This window comes from Vibrio sp. 11986-1-5 (assembly GCF_963878025.1).
GTDB classification, from domain to species: domain Bacteria; phylum Pseudomonadota; class Gammaproteobacteria; order Enterobacterales; family Vibrionaceae; genus Vibrio; species Vibrio injensis.
Map to the genome: position 1 here is coordinate 1 of NZ_CAWNVW010000051.1, position 24,105 is coordinate 24,105.

Annotated in this window: 18 protein-coding genes, 1 tRNA gene and 1 rRNA gene; 10 read left to right on the forward strand and 10 right to left on the reverse strand. The window is 44.5% G+C overall.

Features of this window, described 5'->3' with window-relative positions; genetic code table 11:
• The 3 genes from AACS00_RS12930 to AACS00_RS12940 all read right to left on the reverse strand — a co-directional run.
• Positions 1-66, reverse strand: a 16S ribosomal RNA gene (locus AACS00_RS12930); the annotation flags it as partial.
• 524 nt (positions 67-590) lie between these two features.
• Positions 591-1,847 (reverse strand): HD-GYP domain-containing protein, encoded by a 1,257-nt coding sequence (locus tag AACS00_RS12935; RefSeq protein WP_072670611.1) that lies wholly within the window; start codon positions 1,845-1,847, stop codon positions 591-593.
• A 183-nt stretch (positions 1,848-2,030) separates the two neighbouring features.
• Positions 2,031-2,115: transfer RNA gene (locus AACS00_RS12940), tRNA-Leu, on the reverse strand.
• Positions 2,116-2,303: 188 nt separating this feature from the next.
• On the opposite strand from AACS00_RS12940, the gene AACS00_RS12945 reads away from it, so the two are divergent.
• Positions 2,304-2,780 carry an RDD family protein gene (locus AACS00_RS12945; RefSeq protein ID WP_072670374.1) on the forward strand — a complete coding sequence of 159 codons (477 nt, stop codon included), beginning with the start codon at positions 2,304-2,306 and terminating at the stop codon, positions 2,778-2,780.
• A gap of 103 nt (positions 2,781-2,883) precedes the next feature.
• Here the strand turns inward: AACS00_RS12945 and lptG are convergent, their stop codons facing one another.
• Positions 2,884-3,954: an LPS export ABC transporter permease LptG gene (gene lptG, locus AACS00_RS12950; RefSeq protein WP_072670375.1), complete on the reverse strand. Its 1,071-nt coding sequence runs from the start codon at positions 3,952-3,954 to the stop codon at positions 2,884-2,886.
• 3 nt (positions 3,955-3,957) lie between these two features.
• A complete protein-coding gene (gene lptF, locus AACS00_RS12955) occupies positions 3,958-5,061 on the reverse strand; it encodes an LPS export ABC transporter permease LptF (protein WP_072670376.1) in 1,104 nt (367 codons plus the stop codon).
• 192 nt (positions 5,062-5,253) lie between these two features.
• Here lptF and pepA point away from each other — a divergent pair, with 192 nt between their 5' ends.
• The 3 genes from pepA to AACS00_RS12970 all read left to right on the forward strand — a co-directional run bounded on the left by pepA (position 5,254) and on the right by AACS00_RS12970 (position 10,220).
• Entirely contained in the window at positions 5,254-6,762 is a 1,509-nt protein-coding gene (gene pepA, locus AACS00_RS12960; RefSeq protein WP_004394608.1) for a leucyl aminopeptidase, read from the forward strand.
• Between the two features lie 55 nt (positions 6,763-6,817).
• Complete coding sequence (locus AACS00_RS12965) at positions 6,818-7,267, forward strand: DNA polymerase III subunit chi (protein ID WP_110167668.1); 450 nt, start codon at positions 6,818-6,820, stop codon at positions 7,265-7,267.
• A gap of 94 nt (positions 7,268-7,361) precedes the next feature.
• A complete protein-coding gene (locus tag AACS00_RS12970) occupies positions 7,362-10,220 on the forward strand; it encodes a valine--tRNA ligase (protein WP_110167669.1) in 2,859 nt (952 codons plus the stop codon).
• A gap of 62 nt (positions 10,221-10,282) precedes the next feature.
• Here the strand turns inward: AACS00_RS12970 and AACS00_RS12975 are convergent, their stop codons facing one another.
• Positions 10,283-11,245 (reverse strand): D-2-hydroxyacid dehydrogenase, encoded by a 963-nt coding sequence (locus AACS00_RS12975; protein WP_110167670.1) that lies wholly within the window; start codon positions 11,243-11,245, stop codon positions 10,283-10,285.
• Between the two features lie 66 nt (positions 11,246-11,311).
• The gene (locus AACS00_RS12980; RefSeq protein WP_072670380.1) at positions 11,312-12,049 is read right to left on the reverse strand and encodes a pseudouridine synthase; all 738 of its coding nucleotides are present in this window, start codon (positions 12,047-12,049) and stop codon (positions 11,312-11,314) included.
• A 450-nt stretch (positions 12,050-12,499) separates the two neighbouring features.
• Here AACS00_RS12980 and AACS00_RS12985 point away from each other — a divergent pair, with 450 nt between their 5' ends.
• Positions 12,500-13,771 (forward strand): NRAMP family divalent metal transporter, encoded by a 1,272-nt coding sequence (locus AACS00_RS12985; protein ID WP_110167671.1) that lies wholly within the window; start codon positions 12,500-12,502, stop codon positions 13,769-13,771.
• Between the two features lie 102 nt (positions 13,772-13,873).
• Here AACS00_RS12985 and rapA read toward each other — a convergent pair whose 3' ends face one another.
• Positions 13,874-16,783 carry an RNA polymerase-associated protein RapA gene (gene rapA / locus AACS00_RS12990; protein WP_110167672.1) on the reverse strand — a complete coding sequence of 970 codons (2,910 nt, stop codon included), beginning with the start codon at positions 16,781-16,783 and terminating at the stop codon, positions 13,874-13,876.
• A 445-nt stretch (positions 16,784-17,228) separates the two neighbouring features.
• Here rapA and AACS00_RS12995 point away from each other — a divergent pair, with 445 nt between their 5' ends.
• The 5 genes from AACS00_RS12995 (at position 17,229) to AACS00_RS13015 (ending at position 21,923) form a co-directional block, all read left to right on the forward strand.
• Positions 17,229-18,605, forward strand: a complete 1,377-nt coding sequence (locus AACS00_RS12995; RefSeq protein WP_004394601.1) for a PhoH family protein — start codon at positions 17,229-17,231, stop codon at positions 18,603-18,605.
• A 113-nt stretch (positions 18,606-18,718) separates the two neighbouring features.
• On the forward strand, positions 18,719-19,723 hold the full coding sequence (gene argF / locus AACS00_RS13000; protein ID WP_110167673.1) for an ornithine carbamoyltransferase: 1,005 nt from the start codon (positions 18,719-18,721) through the stop codon (positions 19,721-19,723).
• A 260-nt stretch (positions 19,724-19,983) separates the two neighbouring features.
• Positions 19,984-20,913 carry an aspartate carbamoyltransferase gene (gene pyrB, locus AACS00_RS13005; protein ID WP_072670384.1) on the forward strand — a complete coding sequence of 310 codons (930 nt, stop codon included), beginning with the start codon at positions 19,984-19,986 and terminating at the stop codon, positions 20,911-20,913.
• Positions 20,914-20,924: 11 nt separating this feature from the next.
• Complete coding sequence (gene pyrI / locus AACS00_RS13010) at positions 20,925-21,392, forward strand: aspartate carbamoyltransferase regulatory subunit (protein ID WP_040904035.1); 468 nt, start codon at positions 20,925-20,927, stop codon at positions 21,390-21,392.
• Between the two features lie 141 nt (positions 21,393-21,533).
• Positions 21,534-21,923, forward strand: a complete 390-nt coding sequence (locus tag AACS00_RS13015; protein WP_110167674.1) for a RidA family protein — start codon at positions 21,534-21,536, stop codon at positions 21,921-21,923.
• Positions 21,924-22,022: 99 nt separating this feature from the next.
• Here the strand turns inward: AACS00_RS13015 and AACS00_RS13020 are convergent, their stop codons facing one another.
• Positions 22,023-22,760: a 1-acylglycerol-3-phosphate O-acyltransferase gene (locus AACS00_RS13020; RefSeq protein ID WP_072670385.1), complete on the reverse strand. Its 738-nt coding sequence runs from the start codon at positions 22,758-22,760 to the stop codon at positions 22,023-22,025.
• Positions 22,761-22,834: 74 nt separating this feature from the next.
• Entirely contained in the window at positions 22,835-24,100 is a 1,266-nt protein-coding gene (gene murA, locus AACS00_RS13025) for a UDP-N-acetylglucosamine 1-carboxyvinyltransferase (RefSeq protein ID WP_110167675.1), read from the reverse strand.
• Positions 24,101-24,105: the final 5 nt, after the last annotated feature.

Consider the following 24,105-nt stretch of genomic DNA (forward strand, 5'->3'; position numbering starts at 1 on the left):
CTCGACTTGCATGTGTTAGGCCTGCCGCCAGCGTTCAATCTGAGCCATGATCAAACTCTTCAATTTAAGTTTTTTGTGGCTCAATGAATACTGACTTTAAACTACCATAAGTAATTCAAAGCTATTATCGTTCCAACAGAACGATAATGAATTGACTGTGCCGATAGTGCTAAAAGCGCTATCAATTGGTCACTCAGTTCATTGATACCGAAGTGCTTATTGCTAAGCATTTTGATTATCATCAACGAGTGCCCACACAGATTGATTGGTTTAAATTGTTAAAGAGCGTTGCTTGCGAGGCTCACTGAGCTTCGAAGCGGAGGTGAATTCTAGCGAGTTAATTTGAAGAGTCAAACACTTTTTCAAATTTTCTTTTTTAGAAGCTTTCCCTCAACCAACACTGCCTGAAGCCTTGTGGCGTCTGCCGTGTCAGTGAGGGCGCATTATAGGGAGTTCGATTGACTTGGCAAGTGTAAATTTTAGATTTTTTCGAAAAAAAACACCGTTTGCGCAAATAACCAGCAAACCATTATTTACCTACCACTTATCATCAGATAGCCAACATATTACCCACATTCACCTGTGGATAACTAGTCATCACTATCAAAGAAATAGGAAATTCGCGCCCTTGGATTTAAGTAATCACGAATCTTATCAGGAAGCTTATTTGGCAAAATTGCACTAAGGATTTTTATCTCTTTATCAGCAAGATCAATAATCGGTGCTTGTGTTCTAGGGACCGAGGGATCATAAATCAATACATTCGGGGATAATAGCTGCTTAGCATTGACGGATATCACCAAGCCAATAGCATTATTCGATAATTGAACTACCGTACCCGGTGGGTACACCCCCATAAATTTAACTAAAATACTTAAGTTTTCTTGGTTATAGAGATGCTTGGCATTTTTATATAGATAAGAGAGAGCGATATAAGGAATTTTTTGCTCGCTAGCAATCGCAGGATGACAAAGATTATCAAATGCATTCGCAACCGAAATGACTTGAGTTAACTCATCAATATCGGCTTCTTTAAGACCCTTGGGATACCCAGAACCATCGCTTAACTCATGGTGCTGCTCAATAACAATTTTTGCGCTTTCCGGGAAAGCGTCAAAATTACTCACCATTTCTAAGCCATATTTTGTGTGTAACTTAAGATAATTTTTTTCTGGTTCAGTGAGTGGCGTCGTTTTACGCACGATTGCACTCGGCACTCTTATTTTACCAATATCGTGAAATAGTGCCGCAAAGGCTATTTGTTTGATTTGTAACTCAGAGAGTCCTTTAGCTTTAGCGATCATCATTGAGATCACCGAAACATTCAGTGAATGAAAATAGATATCTTCAAATTCACTCTTACTATTCATTAGATGCAAAGTAACATTTTCATCACTCAATAATTTATCAACGATCTCTTCTACTAAGGCGCTAGCTTCATCAATAGCATCAGTCGGGCGGCTACGAATTTTATTCATAATCGCTCGCATCCGCGCTAAAGAACGCTCGAACTCTTTTTCACACTCTAATACCTGACGACGATAACAATTGAGTTTCTCTATCCGTTGTTCTTTCTCCTGCCAGAGTTTATCCGCCTGTTCATCAAGATTCGTCGGTTCTGCTACTGTTTGAGGCTCACTATCGAGAGGTAAAGGCGATGTATCACTTTGTGCGGGATTTAAGAAGACATGCTGTATACCCAAATGCTTAATCAACTGAATTTGTTCAACAGACTGAATTTTAAAGCTATTGAATAAAAAAGGATGCTCATTCCATTTCACTGGTAAGCGAATATGTAAACCTGGCTGCAATCTATCGACGGTAATCTTTATGCTTGTACTTGCCACGATCAGGACCAACAAAATAGGATTTTTGTCTAGTGTAGGAGATAGACGTGGCAAAATCACGCTCAGTACTCGGTAACTGTGCTTACGGTTAACATATTAGCGGCATGAAATTGAAAATATTGATGTGGTTGGTTCAGAAACAACAAAGCCCCGACTTTCGTCGAGGCTTTGTTGTATAAATTATGGTACCGATGGGCGGACTTGAACCGCCACTCCCGAAGGAAACGGATTTTGAATCCGTCGTGTCTACCAATTTCACCACATCGGCATCTAGGCTGTTGCCATCTGATGTCGGGCATTATACGTAAGAACGACGGTAGCGCAATAACAAAATATTGAAAAACAAATCGTTTGCTGAATATTTCGCCACAAGTCCCCTTCTTTTTCTGACTCTCTTTTCAGGATAGTAAACTGTCGATATGCTGATAGTCATTCATCTCCTTTATACAGACTACTATGAATAAGACCTCGCCCTTACTGTCAGCTGGATTTTTTCGCCGATTGACCGCACTACTCTATGATTCATTGATTGTTGTTTTTCTATTGTTTGTAGCGGGCGGCATGATCATGGTGATATTAGAGGCCTTAGTCACGATTGGTTTTCTAAGCTATGGTCCTTATCAAAATGTCAGCCAATTTTTAACTCGTCATCCCACTGTCAGTCCAGCCTATACCTTGTATTTGGCTACCATTTGGATTTACTTTTTTGTTTATTGTTGGACCAAGCACGGGCAAACCCTAGGCATGAAAGCATCGAAGATCCTGGTCCGTAATCAAGACGGTAGCTTAATCACTACCACACAAGCTCTTATTCGGCTTGCAACCGCAGGGTTAGGATTAGGGAACTTAACGGTACTGATTGACCCACAAAAACGCAGTTTTCAAGATATATGGGCTAAAACAGAAGTGGTTGTGGTCAGTCAATCTCGTTGAAACGTATAACCAAACGACGTTGAGCTGTAGAAAGGAAAGGTATCTTGCTCGAAAATAATAGGAGGGGAGATAAATCATCTCCCCTCCTATTATTGGTTTCATTCTACAACTTACGACGTAATAACATAACGGCAATACTAAGAAAGACTAGACTAGGTGCAATCGCGCCAAAAACAGGTGGAAAACCGTAAACTAAACTTAATGGACCAAAAAATTCACTGGAAATGTAAAAAGTGAAACCCGCAATCACTCCAGAAAGAATTCTTGCTCCCATAGTTACGCTGCGCAGTGGACCAAAAATAAATGACAGTGCCATCAACATCATCACACCGATTGAGAACGGTTGCGTCAATTTTCGCCATAAAGCTAATTCATAACGAGAGGCATCTTGCTCAGAGGCTTTCAAATAATGCACATAATCATAAAGGCCACTTAAGGCGAGCTCTTCAGGCTTAACAGTCACAACAGCTAATTTATCGGGTGCTAAAGCCGTACGCCATTGGTAGACATCTAAATACTGTTTGGTCAGAACCACATTATCTTGTAAATCGGTGATCTGAACTTGCTTCATTAACCAATGGTTGTCACCTAAATAATCCACCTGCTCAGCAAATACCACATGACGAAGCTGTTTTTGCTCATCAAAACGCCACATATTCAAACCATAGAGACGCTCATTATCAATCTTCGCGACAAAGATAAAATCATTGGCGTCTCTGGCCCATACACCTGTCCTTACAGAAAGGATATTACCACCAGAGGTTGCAAAAGCTCGCATATCACGAGCCATTTTTTGAGCTTGAGGGGCGCCCCATTCACCCAGTAAAGTAACAATAATCATTAAGGGAATCGCGGTTTTGAGCACCGATAAACCGATATCTAATTTAGAAAAGCCAGAGGCTTGCATCACCACTAATTCTGAACTGGCGGCTAGGGCTCCCAAACCGATAAGCGCACCCAGTAGCGCCGCCATTGGAAAAAACATTTCCACATCGCGCGGTACACTTAACAGTACAAAAAACAAAGCTTGCAAAAGATCATAGCTGCCATCGCCAACTTTTCTTAACTGCTCAACATATTTAATAATGCCGGACAAGCCCACGAAGGTCACTAGGACAAGACTTGTGGTAGCAATAATGGTTCGCCCGATATACCAATCTAAAATTTTAAACACGAATTAGGCCACCTTGCGCTTTGGTCTGAATTTGTCTTTTATCTTTCTTACCCATACGCTATCCAAGGTATTTGCAATAATCGCAGCAAATAATAGGGCAGCGTTGATGGGCCACATGCCAATTTCAATCGGAATCGTTCCATCTTCTAAAGCAGATTTCATGGCGCTGATGGTTAAGAAATAAGTTAAATAAATCAAAATGGCAGGACCCATTTTGGCAAATCGTCCCTGCCTCGGATTGACTGCCGACAGTGGCACCACCAACATCGTCAGTAGTGGAATACACAACACCAATGAAATACGCCATTGCAGCTCTGCTTGCGCACGCGGATCCGGATTCCGAATCAAAGCTAAAGTCGGCGTCTCTTGCCAATCACGTCCTTTAGCCTTGACCGAGCGTTGACCAATGAGACCTTCGTATTGATCAAAACGCGTGATCATATAGTCTAATCGCGTCGGAACTCCTTCATAACGAACCCCATTATGCATAGTGATCATCTGTCGCCCATCACTCAACTCTTTGACTTCGCCAGAATCAGAAAACATCACGCTAGGTAAAATCGATTGACGAGGGGCAAGCTGTGCGACAAAAACATTCTGTAACTTTCTATTTTCGATGTTATCAATAAAAACTACTGATGAACCATCTGGCGAACGCTGAAATTGACCTTTTTGTAATAAATCAACGCTACTTTCAGCCGCTAACTGTTCAATGAGTTGGGCTTCTTTATCTTGGCTCCATGGCGATAACCAAAAAGCATTAAAAGCCGCGGCACTTGAGGTAATGATCGCTAAGTAAAGCGCGGCGCGGATCAGAAACTTATTTCCGATACCCGTTGCGTTCATTACAGTGATTTCGCTTTCTGCGTACAAGCGACCAAAGGTCAGCAGAATACCGATGTATAAGCTCAGCGGCAGCATGAGCAATCCCATCGCTGGCATATTTAACGCGACGATTGATAGGATCATTCGCGCAGGAATTTCACCATCCGAAGCATCAGCGAGAACACGAATGAATTTTTGGCTCAAAAACACTAAAAACAGCACGAAAAAGATCGCAAACTGGCTCTTTAATGTCTCTCGGATCAAATATCTAACAATAATCACGCTGAAATAACCTATGCAAAACTTGTTTTTTTGATTGAATCACTATAATTTCCCGTTGAACCTTTTATTTTTTTAAAATTTCGCTATCTGTTAGAACACCTAAACTATAGGTCGATCCATTAACGGATTCATCAAGTAAGAATGCATTATCTAACATTTAGTTCTATTTGTCTTTAGGATGTAGGAGTACGCATGGAGTTCAGTGTTAAAAGTGGTAGCCCAGAAAAACAACGCAGTGCATGCATTGTGGTGGGGGTTTTTGAACCACGCCGACTTTCTCCAGTAGCAGAACAACTTGATAAAATCAGTGATGGCTACATCAGTTCACTACTGCGTCGCGGTGATCTTGAAGGAAAACCGGGCCAGATGCTGCTGTTGCATCAAGTTCCGGGAGTCTTGTCTGAACGGGTATTACTGGTTGGTTGTGGTAAAGAGCGTGAACTGGGTGAACGTCAATATAAAGAGATCATCCAAAAAACCATTAGCACTCTTAACGAAACTGGCTCAATGGAAGCTGTATGCTTCTTAACTGAGTTACACGTTAAAGGCCGCGACACCTACTGGAAAGTTCGTCAAGCCGTAGAAGCAACCAAAGATGGTTTGTATACCTTTGATCAATTTAAAAGTGTTAAGCCAGAAACTCGTCGCCCACTGCGTAAGCTGGTATTTAATGTTCCAACTCGCCGAGAATTAAGCTTAGGTGAACGAGCCATCAACCATGGTTTAGCCATTGCTTCTGGTGTGAAAGCCAGTAAAGATCTTGGTAACATGCCACCGAATATCGCCAACCCAGCCTATTTGGCCTCTCAAGCCCGTCGTTTAGCGGACGATTATCCGACCATCACCACCAAAATCATTGGTGAAGAAGAGATGGAAAAACTCGGTATGACATCTTATTTAGCGGTAGGCCGAGGTTCGAAAAATGAATCCATGATGTCGGTGATCGAATATAAAGGACACGCAGACCCAACAGCAAAACCGATTGTGCTAGTTGGTAAAGGCTTAACCTTTGATTCAGGCGGTATCTCACTCAAACCAGGCGAAGCCATGGATGAGATGAAATACGACATGTGTGGCGCAGCTTCAGTGTTCGGCGCAATGAAAGCATTAGCCAAGCTGAATCTACCCATTAATGTGGTGGGTATTTTGGCGGGTTGTGAAAATATGCCTGGCAGTAATGCCTATCGCCCAGGCGATATCCTTACCACCATGTCAGGCCAAACCGTTGAAGTATTGAATACCGATGCTGAAGGGCGATTAGTACTGTGTGATGCTCTGACTTATGTTGAGCGTTTTGAACCCGATTGCGTCATTGATGTCGCAACCTTAACGGGAGCTTGCGTCATTGCTCTTGGTCATCACATTAGTGCCGTTATGTCGAACCATAACCCTCTGGCTCATGAGTTGATCAACGCCTCTGAGCAATCGAGTGATCGTGCTTGGCGTTTACCGTTAGCAGATGAATATCATGAACAATTAAAGAGCCCGTTTGCTGATATGGCGAATATCGGCGGTCGTCCAGGTGGTGCCATCACCGCAGGATGTTTCTTATCGAAGTTTACCAAGAAATATAATTGGGCGCATATTGATGTGGCTGGTACAGCTTGGAAATCGGGTGCCGCCAAAGGTTCGACTGGACGTCCAGTCTCGATGTTAGTGCAATTTCTCCTCAATCGTAGTGGCCACGATAGCGAGGAATAAACCTCAAAAAAGGGCCAAACGGCCCTTTTTTATTGCAATCAATGTGAGGTAACCAATGGCAACCGCAACCTTTTATTTAATTGCTAATGATAGCCCTCAAGCGACCATTACAGGGTTTGAGCACTATATTGTTTACCTAGCACACCATTTTGCTCGGCAAGGTGCCAAGGTGTACGTGCATTGCCAAGATAAACGTCATGCAGAACAGTTAGCGGAACGCTTTTGGCAAGTTGAGCCCACTCAGTTTATCGCTCATAACCTGATCGGTGAAGGTCCCAAATATGGCACTCCGATTGAAATTGGCTATCACGGAGTGAAGCCAACCTACAATCGCCAATTGGTAATAAATCTGGCCGATAATCATACAACCTTTGCGAACGCCTTTAGAGAGGTGGTAGACTTCGTCCCCTGCGAAGAAAAAACCAAGCAGCTGGCACGTGAACGATATAAAATCTATCGTCAAGCAGGCTATCAGTTACAAACGATCGAGCTACAGCATCCGTAGGTCAAACCTTATAGTTAAGGCGATCTTGACCAAGATCCTTCACTTATGAAGTTTGACTAAGATTAACTATTCACAGTATCCATTTAAGAGCACTATGGAAAAGACATATAACCCAACAGCAATCGAACAAGCTCTCTATCAGACTTGGGAAGAGAACGGCTACTTTAAGCCACACGGTGACACCTCAAAGCCAGCGTACAGCATTATGATTCCGCCACCGAACGTCACTGGTAGCCTTCATATGGGTCACGCTTTCCAAGATACCATCATGGATACTTTGATCCGTTGCGAACGTATGAAAGGTAAAAATACCTTATGGCAAGTCGGAACAGACCACGCTGGTATCGCCACCCAAATGGTTGTTGAACGCAAAATTGCTGCTGAAGAAGGCAAAACGAAGCACGATTATGGTCGTGAAGCGTTTATCGACAAAATTTGGGAGTGGAAGGCTGAATCTGGCGGTACGATTACTCAACAGTTACGTCGCCTAGGGGCCTCAGTTGATTGGGACCGTGAACGCTTTACCATGGATGAAGGTTTATCAAATGCCGTGCAAGAGGTCTTTGTTCGTTTGTATGAAGATGATTTGATCTATCGTGGCAAACGTCTGGTTAACTGGGATCCAAAACTGCACACCGCGATTTCCGATCTTGAAGTTGAAAATAAAGATATCAAAGGCCACATGTGGCACTTCCGCTACCCGTTAGCCGATGGTATTACAACCGCGGACGGTAAAGATTATATCGTCGTCGCCACCACTCGTCCTGAAACCATGCTCGGTGATACTGGTGTCGCGGTTAACCCTGAAGATCCTCGTTACCAAGCATTGATCGGTAAAGAAATCCTACTCCCTATCGTTAATCGCCGCATTCCTATCGTTGCCGATGAGCACGCCGATATGGAAAAAGGCACGGGTTGTGTAAAAATCACCCCGGCTCACGACTTCAATGACTACGAAGTGGGTAAACGCCATCAATTACCGATGATCAACATTCTCACCTTTGATGCCAACATTCGTGATGCCGCCGAAGTGTTTAATAGTAATGGTGAATCAAGTGATGTGTACAGCAGTGAGCTTCCAGAAAAATACCACGGTATGGAGCGTTTTGCCGCACGCAAGGCAATCGTTGCGGAATTTACTGAACTGGGCTTACTGGATGAAATCAAAGATCACGATCTGACCGTACCGTATGGTGATCGTGGTGGTGTCGTAATTGAACCGATGCTGACCGATCAATGGTATGTACGCACTGCTCCGTTAGCAAAAACAGCGGTCGAAGCCGTAGAAAACGGTGACATTCAGTTTGTTCCTAAGCAGTACGAAAACATGTACTTCTCTTGGATGCGCGACGTACAAGATTGGTGTATTTCTCGTCAGCTCTGGTGGGGACATCGTATTCCGGCTTGGTATGATAATGATGGCAACGTTTATGTCGGTCGTGATGAACAAGAAGTGCGTACTAAACACAACCTTGCGCCAGTCGTGGTGCTTAAGCAAGATAACGATGTGTTAGATACGTGGTTCTCCTCTGCACTTTGGACGTTTGGTACTCAAGGCTGGCCAGAAAATACCGATGCACTAAAAACCTTCCATCCATCGGATGTGTTGGTGACAGGCTTTGACATTATTTTCTTCTGGGTAGCACGGATGATCATGATGACCATGCATTTCTGTAAAGATGAGCATGGCAAACCTCAAGTCCCATTTAAAACCGTTTATGTCACCGGTCTTATCCGTGATGAAAATGGCGATAAAATGTCAAAATCGAAAGGTAACGTCCTTGATCCTATCGATATGATCGACGGTATCGATCTTGAGTCATTAGTTGAGAAACGTTGTGGCAACATGATGCAGCCTCAACTTGCCGCTAAAATCGAGAAAAACACGCGTAAAACGTTTGAAAGCGGTATCGACGCTTATGGTACTGATGCACTGCGCTTCACTCTAGCAGCCATGGCTTCAACTGGTCGTGATATTAACTGGGATATGAAACGCTTAGAGGGCTACCGCAACTTCTGTAATAAGTTGTGGAATGCCAGCCGTTACGTGTTGATGAATACCGAAGAGCAAGACTGTGGCTTTACTGCTGGTGAGATCGAGTACTCACTGGCCGACAAGTGGATTGAATCCCAGTTTGAACTAGCAGCTAAAGAGTTTAACAACCATATCAATAACTTCCGATTAGATATGGCTGCAAATACCTTATACGAGTTTATCTGGAACCAATTCTGTGACTGGTATCTGGAGCTAACCAAACCGATTCTTTGGAAAGGGTCTGAAGCTCAGCAACGCGGTACGCGTCGCACCCTTATTACCGTTCTCGAAAAAACACTGCGTTTAGCTCACCCGGTGATCCCTTATATTACCGAAACCATCTGGCAAAGCATCAAGCCTCTGGTTGACGGGGTTGAGGGCGAGACCATCATGCTCCAAGCACTGCCTCAATATAATCCAGAAAACTTTAATCAAAAGGCACTGGATGATATTGAATGGGTAAAAGCCTTTATTACCAGCATTCGTAACCTACGTGCTGAGTATGATATTAATCCGGGCAAACCTTTATCGGTAATGTTGAAAGTTGCTAATGAAGAAGATGCCGCACGCGTTGAAGCCAATAAACCTGTGCTGATCTCTCTCGCTAAACTTGAGTCCGTACGAGCGATTGAAAGCAATGAAGTTACGCCAGCTTGTGCTACCGCACTGGTCGGCAAATCGGAATTGATGATCCCGATGGCAGGATTGATTGATAAACAAGCTGAACTTGAGCGTCTAGCGAAAGAAATCGCCAAAACCGAAGGCGAAATCAAGCGTATTGAAGGCAAGTTGAGCAATCAAGGTTTTATTGCCAAAGCCCCAGAAGCGGTGGTTGCTGTCGAGCGTGACAAACTCAATGGCTATCAAGAAACCCTGGTGAAGTTAATCGAACAAAAAGCCACTATCAGCGCTTTATAAATTTCATCTTTACCTAATAAGAAAGGCAGCAATAAAGCTGCCTTTCTCTTTATAACCTGTAACTAAACCAACCTATTTTGCGACTTTCCAGCAATAAATGCCTCGATATTCGCGATTAGTATCGTCACCAGACGTTGAATGGCACTATCGCTTCCCCAAGCAACATGTGGCGTGAGTAATAAATTCGGTAAGTCCATATTGGCAATCAGTGGATTTCCCATGTCAGCAGGCTCTTGAGTAAAGACATCCACTCCAGCTCCAGCAATACGACGTTGCTTTAACGCATCCACCAGAGCCACTTCATCAATTAATCCTCCTCGACCAGTATTAATAACCAGCGCATTCGGTTTCATTAACGCCAACTCTGGCTGACTGATTAAATGGGTGGTCGCTGCCGTTAAAGGGCAATGCAGTGTTAATACATCAGCCGTCGTTAATACCTGCTCAAAATGAACATACCCTTCACGGCAAGAGTCAGCACCTTTGTGTTCTGCAAAGACCACTTGCATCCCTAATGCTTGAGCTAGGGCAGCCGTTGCTTTGCCTAGCGATCCACCACCAATAATACCCATCACACTACCGGCAATATCACCAATCGGATGAGTAAAGAAACAAAACTGCTTATTGCGTTGCCACTCTCCAGCAGCAATATCTTGATGGTATCCAAAAAGATTGCGTCTTAAGGCAAACATCATCGCAATAACATGTTCAGGTACCGATTGAGTGGCATAGCCCTGCACATTACACACCGCAATGTTTAGCTCACGACACGCCGATAAATCAACATTATTCGTTCCCGTAGCAGAAATCGCGACCAACTTGAGTTTCGGTAGTTGAGCCAGTATCTCGCGAGTGAGTACCACTTTATTAGTAATCACGATATCAGCGTCACCGATGCGCTCAAGCACCTGCTCAGGAGTCGTAAAATCATACTCTCGCCACTGGTGAGCAACGCTCAGATCGGGAAGATCAATATGGCGAGGGATCGTCGCTCGATCCAAAAACACAATGTTAAGTAATGACATAAACCACTCCCTATAAAATCACTTTAATCGCACATTGATTACTTCGCTGAGTCTCGTTCAATCACATTAAGGACGAGGCAGAGTTTTATAATCCGGTAGTTTTCTTTCTGGATCAAAATGATCCAAGATCACCGCCTCAGCTTCGGGATAGAAATCACACGGTACAAAAATGGTGCGCAGCCAATGACTGCGTGGATGATAAAAGCTGAGTTCTGCAGCGTGCAGGGCTAATCGATCAGAAAAGGCTAATGCCTCCGGAGAAGCATAAAACTCGTCACCGACTATCGGATGCCCAATCGCTAACATATGTACTCGTAACTGATGAGAACGCCCAGTGACAGGAAACAAACGCACAATCGTTGTCTGATCCTCTTGCTTAACCACCTGATACAAGGTTTTCGATGCTTTACCGTGCTCAAAACAGACTTTTTGTCGCGGACGATTCGGCCAATCGCAGATTAATGGTAAATCAACTTCACCTTGCTGCTGCTCAAGCTTGCCCCATACTCGCGCATAGTAGACTTTATGGGTTAATCGATACTGAAACTGCTTTTTCAGCGCCGCTTCCATGTATTTATTCTTAGCAAACAGCATTAAACCTGAGGTCGACATATCTAAACGATGCACGACTTGGATTTCCGAATGCTCAGCCACCAAGCGACTCCACATACTGTCATAGTGCTCAATGTGTTTGCCGGGCACAGAGAGTAATCCTGACGGTTTATTGACCGCCAAAATATACTCATCTTCATACACCACATCTATCCACGGATCGGTGGGGGGATGGTATTCAATCATCGCCATTATTATTGTCTCATCAGGAAAAAACGCCGCATTATATACTTAAATAGGGTCAAGTTGCAGATTGATGGTAAGAGGGATGATCGGCGCTTTATGCATCGCTTGTGCTTAGTAGCCCTACCGAAAACGTAACTAAAAGTTGACAGAATATTAACCTGTGATATTGATACGATATATTGACATAAGATCAATAAGTCATATGCCAAAATCACTTGGAGTGACAGGTAAGCGGCAAGTGGGTTCATCACCACAATCATAGCCAGACTATCTGATTGAGGTGAACCAACGTAGCCAACACCGCTGCAGCTTCAAGTAGGAAGGGGATAGTGACTATGACCATAACAATAAATCAAACACAACTATCAATCATACCTCTGGCATTGAAGATTGCTCAATCATGGCCTAAAACCAAGTGACCGCAAACGTAAGTCAAAGGTAGAAAAAGGATCGAGAATGGAAAACAGTGTCCCTTATTCAAACACCGAAAAACTCAGGTTAAAACAATTAGTTCGCTCACTTGGTCCGGGGATCATGATGGCTGCAGCGGCAGTCGGAGGCTCCCATCTTGTCGCTTCCACTCAAGCTGGCGCAATTTATGGCTGGCAATTAGCGGCATTGATTTTACTGGTGAATTTATTCAAATACCCTTTCTTTAAAGCTGGTGTTCAATACACCATGGGAACCGGAGAAAGTCTCGTTGAAGGTTACGCTAAGCTAGGAAAAACCTACCTGTGGGGATTCACTCTCTTAAGTATTTTCTCCGCGATTGTTAATACGGCTGCGTTACTGTTATTCAGTGCCAGTTTACTGGGTTACTTCATCCCATTTGAAATAGCGACCAGCGTACTTAGCGGCCTCATTTTAGTGACTTGTTTGATTATTTTGATCGCAGGGCACTACAAAGCTTTGGATGTTCTCTCCAAAACCATCATGGCAGTGCTCACCCTAGCGACTCTCACTGCGGTCTTCATTGCCGCGACTGGGCCCGCCCCATTCACCGTTGTCAGCGAAACGCCCTCACCTTGGACATTCGCTGCAATCGGTTTTATCGTCGTGACAATGGGCTGGATGCCGGCACCAATTGAAATTTCGAGCTTAACCTCAATGTGGCTAAAAAGTCAGCGCCGCCAACAAAATGTGACTGCACAATCGGCACTGTTTGATTTCAATGTCGGCTATATTGGTACAGCCTTACTCGCTATTGTGTTTCTTGCACTGGGCAGTTTGGTGCTACACGGTACAGGGGTTGAGCTGGCACAATCAGGCATTGGATTCTCTCATCAACTGGTCGGTTTGTACGCTTCCACCATTGGTGAATGGTCGCGCTATTTGATTGCTGTTATCGCCTTTTTCTGTATTTTTGGCAGCACAATTACGGTGATTGATGGCTATTCACGTGTCATTGCCGAAGCACAGCGTTTACTGCAACATAAAACTCACGCTTCACCTCGTTTGTTTCAAACATGGCTGTTTATCGTTTCAGCGCTGGCGTTGGCCATCATTGTCTTTTGGGCGTTTGCCTTGATGCCAATGCTCAACTTTGCCATGGTGATGGCATTTATGACCACGCCATTTTTTGCCCTACTCAATTACATATTAGTCACTAAGACCCCTTTACCAGCCGAATTAGCACTTGGTAAAAAAACGCGAGCGTTATCGATCGTGGGATTGATTTATCTATTCGGTTTCTTAGCGCTGTTTATTTGGTGGAAATGGCTAGTCTAATCGTGAAAGCGGGTGCTCTATTTCGCATCCGATTCAAGCGGATCAAAAAAGGCTTTGTCATTGGACAAAGCCTTTTTACATTAAAACGAACGGGATATAACGTTAGTTATGTGAAACCACAATCAAACGCAGTGAATCAAGTTGGTATTGCGCTTGAGAAATATACCCACTTAATGCACTTATCTGCTGCTCTAATGCGCTGATCTCTTCATCACGGATATTCGGGTTAACCGCTTTCAGTGCCAATAAACGCGCTAACTCTGCGTGCAAATTATGCTCCATCTCCTGCTTGGCCTGCTCACGAATAGCGTGTACTTTCGTACTAACCGCAGGATCGCTGGCGACAATTAAACGATGAATTTCAGCCTGTACAGAAGCCACCAATTTACTGGCTAAATGACGATTAACCGGGCTTAACTGACGATTAAAACTTTCAAAATCGACTTGCGCTGATAAATCATTGCCGCGGCCATCCATCAGAATACGGATTGGTGTTGCGGGTAAGAAACGGCTGATACCACTGCTCTTAGGCGCTTGAGCATCCACCAAATAGACCATCTCTAATAGAATTGTCCCCACTGGCAGCGCTTTATTTTTCAACAGAGATACCGCACAAACGCCAACTCCTTCACTCATTAGAAGATCAATCCCACCTTGAATCATCGGGTGCTCCCAACTGATAAAGTGCATATCTTCACGAGAAAGCGCTGTAGTACGGTCAAAAGTAATCGTCGCCCCTTCATAAGGCAAACCGGGATAACTCGAAACCATCATATGTTCAGAGGGCGTGACCACTAAAGCATTGTCACCACGGTCATCTTGATTTAACCCAACGGTATCAAACAGACTTAATGCGAAAGAAACCAGATTGGTATCACCATCGGTTTCTGCAATCGACTGAGCGATCTGCAGCGCTTTTTCTCCACCATTCGAGTGCATTTCCAATAAACGGTCACGCCCTTGTTCCAATTGGCTTTTTAGGGTTTGATTGAGCTTAGCTGAAGCCTCGATCACGCTCTCCAATTCACTGCTGTCTGCCGTGGCTAGCATTGCGATCAAAGCTTCGGAGAATTGGTCGTAGACCGCACGCCCGGTTGGGCATGTTTCCGCAAAAGCATTCAATCCTTCATTAAACCAGCGAGCCAGAATCCCTTGTGACGTCCCTTGCAAATAAGGTACATAAATATCGATGTCATTTTCTTGACCAATACGATCTAAGCGACCAATCCGCTGCTCAAGCAAATCAGGGTTAAACGGCAGATCAAACATAACCAGTTGGTGAGCAAACTGGAAGTTACGTCCTTCAGAGCCAATCTCACTACAAATCAGTACCTGAGCTCCGCCCTCTTCTTGAGCAAAATAAGCCGCCGCTTTATCGCGATCAATGATTGACATTCCTTCATGGAACACCGTCGCGCGAATCCCTTCTCGCTCACGAAGAGCTTGCTCTAATTGCAACGCGGTACTTGAGCGAGATGCAATGACTAAAATCTTTTCGCTACGTTTGGCTTTAACCTTATCAATCAACCAATTGACTCGTGAATCAAACTGCCACCAGCTCGCATCATCGCCTTCAAACTCTTGGAAGATTTCTTCTGGATAGAGCATTTTCATCGCTCGCGCTTGTGGACTTAGCTTACCACCAATCATCCCCGCGACGCGCATTGAAGTACTGTACTGCGCTGGAATCTCCATCGGTAATAAATGCACATTCCGCTTAGGAAAGCCTTTAATCGCAGCGCGCGTATTTCTAAATAGAACACGTCCTGTACCGTGGCGATCCATAAGATTGCTGATCAACTCATCACGGGCAGCGGCTTTTTCCTGTTCGTCAGCTTGACTGTCTAATACCCGCAGTAAGGGCTCGACGTCCTGCTCGGATAATAATTCTGCGATTTGATTTTTTGCGGTATCAGTCAATGCAAGACCAGATAACAGCGCGCTCACGGCATCAGCGACAGGCGCATATTGCTCTTCTTCTTTAACAAACGCGTCATAGTCATAAAAACGATCCGCATCCAGCAAGCGTAAACGAGCAAAATGACTTTCGCGTCCCAATTGCTCTGGTGTCGCAGTTAACAATAATACCGCAGGTGTGCGTTCTGCTAATCCTTCAATAACTTGATATTCACGACTCGGTTTATCTTGGCTCCATTGTAAATGGTGCGCCTCATCAACCACTAACAGATCCCATTCCGCTTCGAGCGCTTGTTCAAAACGTTGTCGGCTTTTACGTAAGAAATCTAATGAACATAAGACATATTGCTGGGTTTCAAACGGATTATCCGCTTCAGCATAGGCCTCAACACAGCGCTCTTCATCAAATACCGAAAAATGCAAGTTAAAGCGGCGCAACATTTCTACCAGCCACTGATGCTGCAATGTTTCAGGCACCACAATTAAAATCCGCTCTGCGCGTCCAGATAGCACTTGCTGATGAATGATCATCCCCGCTTCGATGGTTTTACCTAAACCCACTTCATCGGCTAACAAGACACGAGGCGCATAACGGCGACCCACTTCATGGGCAATGTATAATTGATGAGGAATTAACCCCGCACGCATACCACATAGGCCGCGCATTGGGCTTTTATGTTGCTGATATTGATTGGTCAGCGCACGATAACGCAATACAAAGTTATCCATCCGATCAATTTGCCCAGCAAACAGCTTATCTTGTGGTTTATTGAAGCGGATTTGGTTACTCAGAAAAATCTCTCGCAACGCAATGCCTGCTTGTTGAGTATCTTCACGAGTCCCTAAATAGGTGAGTACGCCCTGATCTTCCACCACTTGTTCAACATTGAGTGACCAACCTTCTTGACTATCAACCGTATCACCGACATTAAAAGCCACCCGTGTGACTGGCGCATCATGACGCGCATACACTCGGTTCTCTTCGGATGCAGCAAACATTAACGTCACCGTACGAGCGTCCATCGCGACCACTGTACCCAACCCTAAATCACTTTCTGTATCACTTATCCAGCGTTGCCCTAAAGCAAAAGTCATCAAGACTACCTCATCTATTGGGATTAAACATTATCCGTTACCGTGACTGCACCGGTGCCAAGAAAAAGTCTACTTGTCCTACCGTTATGGTGCAGAAAAAGGTCGCTAATCTTACTTGATGGCGTGATACAGGTCACGTCCATTCCACGCTTTTTTTCTTCAGTAGCTGGCTGACATCAAAGTGTCACATTTTAATGTCAATGCTAATTCAATAGGTTGCTATACTGAAAAAGACCAGCAGGTTGCCAAACGATACTAAACCAGTATCACCTTACATCGACGTAAGGTTTGTTGGCATACGATATGCTTGTTCAAACAGAGAGTATCCATACCAGTTTGCCTTCTATCCGCAGTGATCGACAACCTGGCGACAGCGTAGAATCGATCGTAAGCACGAGAATGCAGACCTTCATTATACCCGCTATCACATAGCAAGGAGACGCTTATGGGCGATACTGACCGGAAACTGTTTGTCCTAGACACCAACATACTATTGCATGAACCGCTTGCAATTTACTCCTTCCAAGAACATGACGTCGTCATCCCGATGACCGTCCTCGAAGAACTCGACAGAATTAAAGACAGCAAACGCGATGTGGCCCGAGACGCACGAGTCGCCATTCGTGCCTTGGAAAACATTTTCCACGATGCAACACCGGATGAGATTTCTGAAGGTATCCCCTTAAAAAATTCAGGTGGCAATAAAGGAACGATTGCCATTTTGGCCGATTACGAAGTGCATGAAACGGTTAAAGCGTTTACCGACAAAGAGGGAGACAACCGGATCTTGAATGCCGTGTTGCACCTACAAAACAAGCGCGCACCGCGCTCGGTGGTATTAATCACCAAAGACATCAACATGCGTTTGCGTGCGAAGGGAGCGGGAGTACGCTTTGTTGAAGATTACCGAACCGACCAATTAATTGACGATGTACAATACCTAACAAAAGGCTTTCAGACCCGTCCCGGTAATTTTTGGGATAATGTCGATAGCGTGGACAGTTATACTTTGGGAGGCAAAACTTTCCATAAATTGGATCGCAAACCTTTCGAACCCACCTACATTAATCAATATGTATTGGATGAAGAAAGCGACTTCACCGCTCGAGTCGAAACCCTCAGCGATGACTCAATAACCCTACGTGATCTTGGACGTGAGCGGCTCATGCACCGTAAAGTCTGGGACATCATGCCAAAAAACATTTATCAGGCCATGGCATTAGATGCCTTGCTCGATCCTGAGATTGATTTAGTCATTCTCACCGGCGCGGCCGGTAGTGGTAAAACGTTGCTGGCTATGGCCGCCGCCTTGGACCAAACCATCGAACGTAAAATGTTTGATAAAATCATTGTTACTCGCAACACACCCGATATTGGTGAGTCGATTGGCTTTTTACCGGGTAGTGAAGAAGAGAAAATGATGCCTTGGTTAGCCGCCATCACCGATACTTTAGAAGCGCTGCACAAGCACGATCACTGTACCGAGGGCTCGCTCAAATACATCTGTGATAAAGCGAATATTCAATTTAAATCCATCAACTTTATGCGTGGTCGCTCAATACAAAATGCCTTTGTCTTATTGGATGAGTGCCAAAACTTAACCGCATCACAAATTAAAACCATCATTACTCGCTGTGGGGAAGGAACCAAAATTGTCTGTTCTGGTAACTTGGCACAAATTGATTCCCATTATCTCACGCCTGTCACCTCCGGGCTCACCTACATGGTTGAGCGTTTCAAAAACTTCGAAGGCAGTGCCAACATTCACCTCAATGGTGTCGTTCGTAGCCGCTTAGCTGAATTTGCGGAAGAAAACTTATAACCCAATGCGGTGAGTTATTTCACATGACTCACCGCCAATAAAAATAATTATTCACTTTTATAGCATTTATATGTTTAACTAGTCCTATTCTTTTTTATGGTTAAGGACTCGATATGGCTTTTAATTTGCGTCAACGTAATTTTCTAAAATTACTTGATTTCACTCCCCAAGAAATTCAATTTTTATTGAGTCTAGCGGCGGACTTAAAGCGAGCCAAATACGCAGGCACCGAGCAAAAAAACTTGCTGGGTAAAAATATTGCGCTTATTTTTGAGAAAGCCTCCACGCGTACCCGCTGCGCTTTTGAAGTTGCTGCCTTTGATCAAGGCGCTCAAGTCACCTATATTGGCCCTTCCGGCTCGCAAATTGGCCATAAAGAATCAATGAAAGATACGGCACGAGTATTGGGCCGTATGTACGATGGCATACAATATCGCGGTTATGGTCAATCGATCGTCGAAGAACTTGGCCAATATGCTGGGGTTCCAGTATGGAATGGCCTCACTGATGAGTTTCATCCAACGCAAATTCTGGCTGATTTCCTAACCATGCAAGAGTTTTCTCATGGTAAAACTCTAGATCAAATCCGCTTTGCTTATCTTGGTGATGCGCGCAATAACATGGGCAATTCGCTCATGGTCGGCGCGGCAAAAATGGGCATGGATATTCGCTTAGTCGCTCCTAAAGCTTTCTGGCCAGACCGTCAATTGGTCGATACTTGTCAAAGGATTGCTCAACAAACAGGGGCAAGTATTACCTTGACCGAAGATGTCGCAGAGGGCGTCAAAGGCTGTGATTTCCTCTACACAGATGTTTGGGTATCAATGGGTGAAGAACCCGAAGCGTGGGACGAACGCGTGGCGATCATGACACCTTATCAAGTTAATATGGCGGCGATTCATGCCACGGGGAATCCTCGCGTTAAATTTATGCACTGCTTACCCGCCTTTCATAACGATCAAACCATCATCGGTAAACAAGTGGCTGAAAAATATGGTATGCAAGGCTTAGAGGTTACTGAAGAAGTGTTTGAATCCGAACACGCGATCGTGTTTGATCAAGCGGAAAACCGACTCCATACCATCAAAGCCGTAATGGTCGCCACCTTAGGTGGATAACTATGCATTTAATGGTTAATAAGCAAACGAAAAACTCACTAAGCAAACGCTTGCCTTGAGAAAAGTTAGGCGTATAATGCCCAGCAATTTGTCTAAGGGGTGGCTTGTGAACAGAAACGATATCAACCATGTTTCTATGCTTCATTGCGGTGAGCAATTTTGCTTACTAGTCAATGCGTTGTTACCCTTTATTGATAATAAATAGCCTCCCAGATCGGGGGGCTTTTTTATGGCCGAAACACCAAGCAAGGGAAGAAATTATGACCAATTCGCTTTATCAAAAGCACATCATCTCCATTTCTGAGCTATCACGAGCAGAACTGGAATTGATTGTCCGCACCGCAGGTCAATTAAAAGCCGAACCGAAACCGACTCTGATTAAAGATAAGGTTATTGCCAGCTGTTTTTTCGAACCCTCAACTCGAACGCGACTCTCTTTTGAAACGGCAGTACAACGTATCGGTGGCAGCGTGATTGGTTTTGACAACGGTGGCAATACGTCACTGGCTAAAAAAGGCGAAACCTTAGCCGATTCAGTTCAGGTGATAGCCTCTTACGTCGATGCGTTTGTTATGCGTCACCCTCAAGAGGGAGCCGCTCGTCTTGCTTCTGAATTTTCCAATGGTGTGCCAGTGATCAATGCTGGTGATGGTTCTAACCAACATCCGACACAAACCCTGCTCGATTTATTCTCAATTTTTGAAACCCAAGGCCGTTTAAATAACTTAAATATCGCCTTTGTCGGTGATTTGAAATATGGCCGTACCGTCCACTCTTTAACTCAAGCATTGGCGAAATTTGACAATAATCGCTTCTTCTTTGTCGCACCAGAAGCTCTGGCGATGCCTGATTATATTTGTGAAGAGCTTGATGATGCAGGGCTGCAGTACAGTTTACATAGTGATATGGAAAGCGTGATCCCTGAACTCGACATTTTATACATGACACGAGTCCAAAAAGAACGTTTCGATGAATCAGAATACGCGCATATTAAATCCGCCTTCGTGTTAACGGCAGCGATGCTGCAAGACGCTCGTTCAAACATGAAAGTCCTCCATCCACTGCCACGAGTTGATGAAATTACAACGGATGTCGATAAAACCTCGCACGCCTACTTCTTTCAACAAGCCGAGAATGGGGTCTATGCCCGTGAAGCACTGCTCGCCCTTGTGTTAAATGAGTCACTGTAATGGAGCCGAACATGAATAAAGAGACTAAACTGCAAGTTGAAGCGATTAAAAACGGGACGGTTATTGACCACATCCCAGCCAAGGTTGGGATCAAAGTATTGCGCTTATTTGATATGCACAACTCTCACCAACGCGTCACCATTGGCCTCAACCTCCCCTCATCAGCACTCGGCCATAAAGATCTCCTGAAGATAGAGAATGTCTTTATCAACGAAGATCAAGCCAATAAACTCGCACTCTATGCCCCCCATGCTACGGTTAACCAAATAGAAGATTATCAAGTCGTTAAAAAATTAGCCTTAACGCTGCCAGAAAAGATCAATAACGTCTTTGCTTGCCCAAACAGCAACTGTATCTCACACAATGAACCCGTTGAGAGTAGCTTCCGCATTTTTGAGAAAACCAATGAAATTCGTCTTAAGTGTAAATACTGTGAGAAAGTCTTCTCACGCGAAGTAGTCACCGAACGCGAAGCCTAAACAGAGTTCATCCGTACTAACGACGTAACATCCATAAACGGAGTGCGAACCGCTAAGGTTCTGCCGATTGCCTCTTTACCTCTACGGGGTTTAGAGGCACACTAAAAACTCATTTTTAATCAAGATTATGGAATAACTCGCATGACTACAGTTCTGCATACCAAATCGGCACCAGCCGCAATCGGTCCTTATATTCAGGGGATTGATTTGGGTAACATGGTTCTGACTTCAGGCCAAATCCCTGTAAACCCAGTGACAGGAGAAGTCCCTGCTGACATCGCTGCTCAAGCAAAGCAATCTTTGGATAACGTTAAAGCGGTGGTTGAATCGGCAGGATTGACGGTAGGCGATATCGTTAAAATGACCGTCTTCGTCAAAGATCTCAACGATTTCGCTACCGTGAATCAGGTTTATGGCCAGTTTTTTGATGATCATAACGTCGCCAATTACCCTGCACGTTCTTGCGTTGAAGTTGCACGTTTACCGAAAGATGTTGGGATTGAAATTGAAGCGATCGCTGTTCGTCGATAAGCGCTCTCACGAAAAAAAGGTTGCTTGATAAGCAACCTTTTTTCTTTTCTCTGATCTATTAGCGCAATTTTAATAGCTCAGTGATTTTATAATAGGTCACTATCCACGAGCTGGCTGAGCATCTAATCGCGCAACTTCAGCATCAAGTTCTGCTAATTTAATTTGCATATCATGATGACACTGCTTAGATAAATCACGGACCTGTTCTCGAGTTAAGCCTTCCGTACTAACGGGCGGCAGCATCTCGACAATCACATGACCATTATTCCAGCGATTTAAACGTAAGTGATCGGTAGAACTACAGACGATCGGAATAATCGGCACCTTTGCTCCTATCGCCGCGTGAAAAGCGCCCGCTTTAAAAGGCAATAATCCACGGCCACGAGAGCGCGTTCCTTCTGGAAACATCCAGACCGAAACATCACTGTTATTCATACTCTCGACTACCTGATCGATCGTCCCCTTGGCTTTAGCCTTGTTACTGCGATCAATCAAAATATTACCCGTTAGCCAATACAATTGGCCAAATAACGGCGTCCATAATAGGCTTTTTTTGCCGACCGTCACCACTTTGGGCGTCACCGCCGCAGAGACGGTAAAAAGATCCCAAGTATTTTGATGGTTAGCAATATAAATCGCCTGACCACGATGATAAGCATCATCAGGAATACGCAGCTCTAAAGTAATACCAAACACACGAGACATTTTGGCGAATAAACGGCCAAATGTGAAAACGTGTTTCGGATTACGCGGACTGAGTAGACAATAGGCACATCCAAAAACAAACATCACCACAGCAAATAGAGCTAATGCAAAAAGACGCAAGACAGCAATCATGCAGATTCTCCAATGGAGCTTAAATAAAAAAAAGCCGAAATCCTAAAATTTCGGCTCATTAACTATTGAGCCCGTTAGTTTGGCTCACTGATTCGTTCGATATGAGCCCCTAACGCTGACAATTTATCTTCGATGCGCTCATAACCACGATCGATATGATAAATACGATCAACGATAGTCTCACCCTTGGCGATGCAACCCGCGATCACTAAGCTCGCAGAAGCTCGTAGATCCGTAGCCATCACTTGAGCACCACTCAGCGATTCCACATCACCACAAATTACGGTATTACCTTCCACTTCAGCTTTGGCTCCCATACGCATCAATTCAGGGACATGCATAAAGCGGTTTTCAAAGATGGTTTCGGTAATTTTGCCACCACCTTTGGCCATTATATTCAGTAAAGTAAACTGGGCTTGCATATCAGTCGGAAAACCAGGGTGAGGAGCCGTACGAATCGACACGGCTTTTAGCTCTCGCCCAGTCATGTCCAAACTTATCCAATCATCGCCAGTTTCAATTTCTGCGCCAGCTTCTTCCAACTTGGCAAGCACCGCTTCCAGTAAACTGGCTTTAGTATTGCGACAGAGGATCTTGCCACGGGAGACCGCAGCGGCGACTAAAAAAGTACCAGTTTCAATACGATCAGCAACCACGGCATGGCGGCCACCAGCAAGACGTTCAACACCCTCGATAGTGATACTGTCTGTACCTGCACCAGTAATTTTAGCGCCGAGCTTATTTAAAAAGGCAGCAGTATCAACAATTTCCGGCTCTCTGGCAGCATTATCTAAGACTGTTTTACCTTCTGCTAATGTCGCAGCACACATGATGGTAATCGTGGCACCGACACTGACTTTATCCATGACAATATGCGCACCTTGCAAGCGTCCATCAACGCTCGCTTTAACATAACCGTCTTCTAACGTAATCGTCGCACCCAATTGCTCGAGGCCATGAATATGTAGGTCAACAGGACGTGCGCCAATCGCACAACCACCCGGCAGTGAAACTTGGCCTTGACCAAAGCGCGCAACCAATGGGCCTAACGCCCAAATTGAGGCTCGCATGGTTTTCACCAGATCGTATGGCGCGCAATATTGATTAATTTGGCTGGCATCAACATGCACCGAGCCATTACGTTCAACTTTTGCGCCTAAACGTTTGAGCAGTTCCATCGTGGTATTAATGTCGCGTAAGTGAGGAACGTTGGCGACTTCAATGGGTTCTTCAGCCAAAATCGACGCAAATAAAATAGGTAGTGCAGCATTTTTTGCACCGGAAATGGTCACTTCACCTTGTAGTGGCTTATCTGACCCAATAACTCGAAACTTTTCCATTAAAA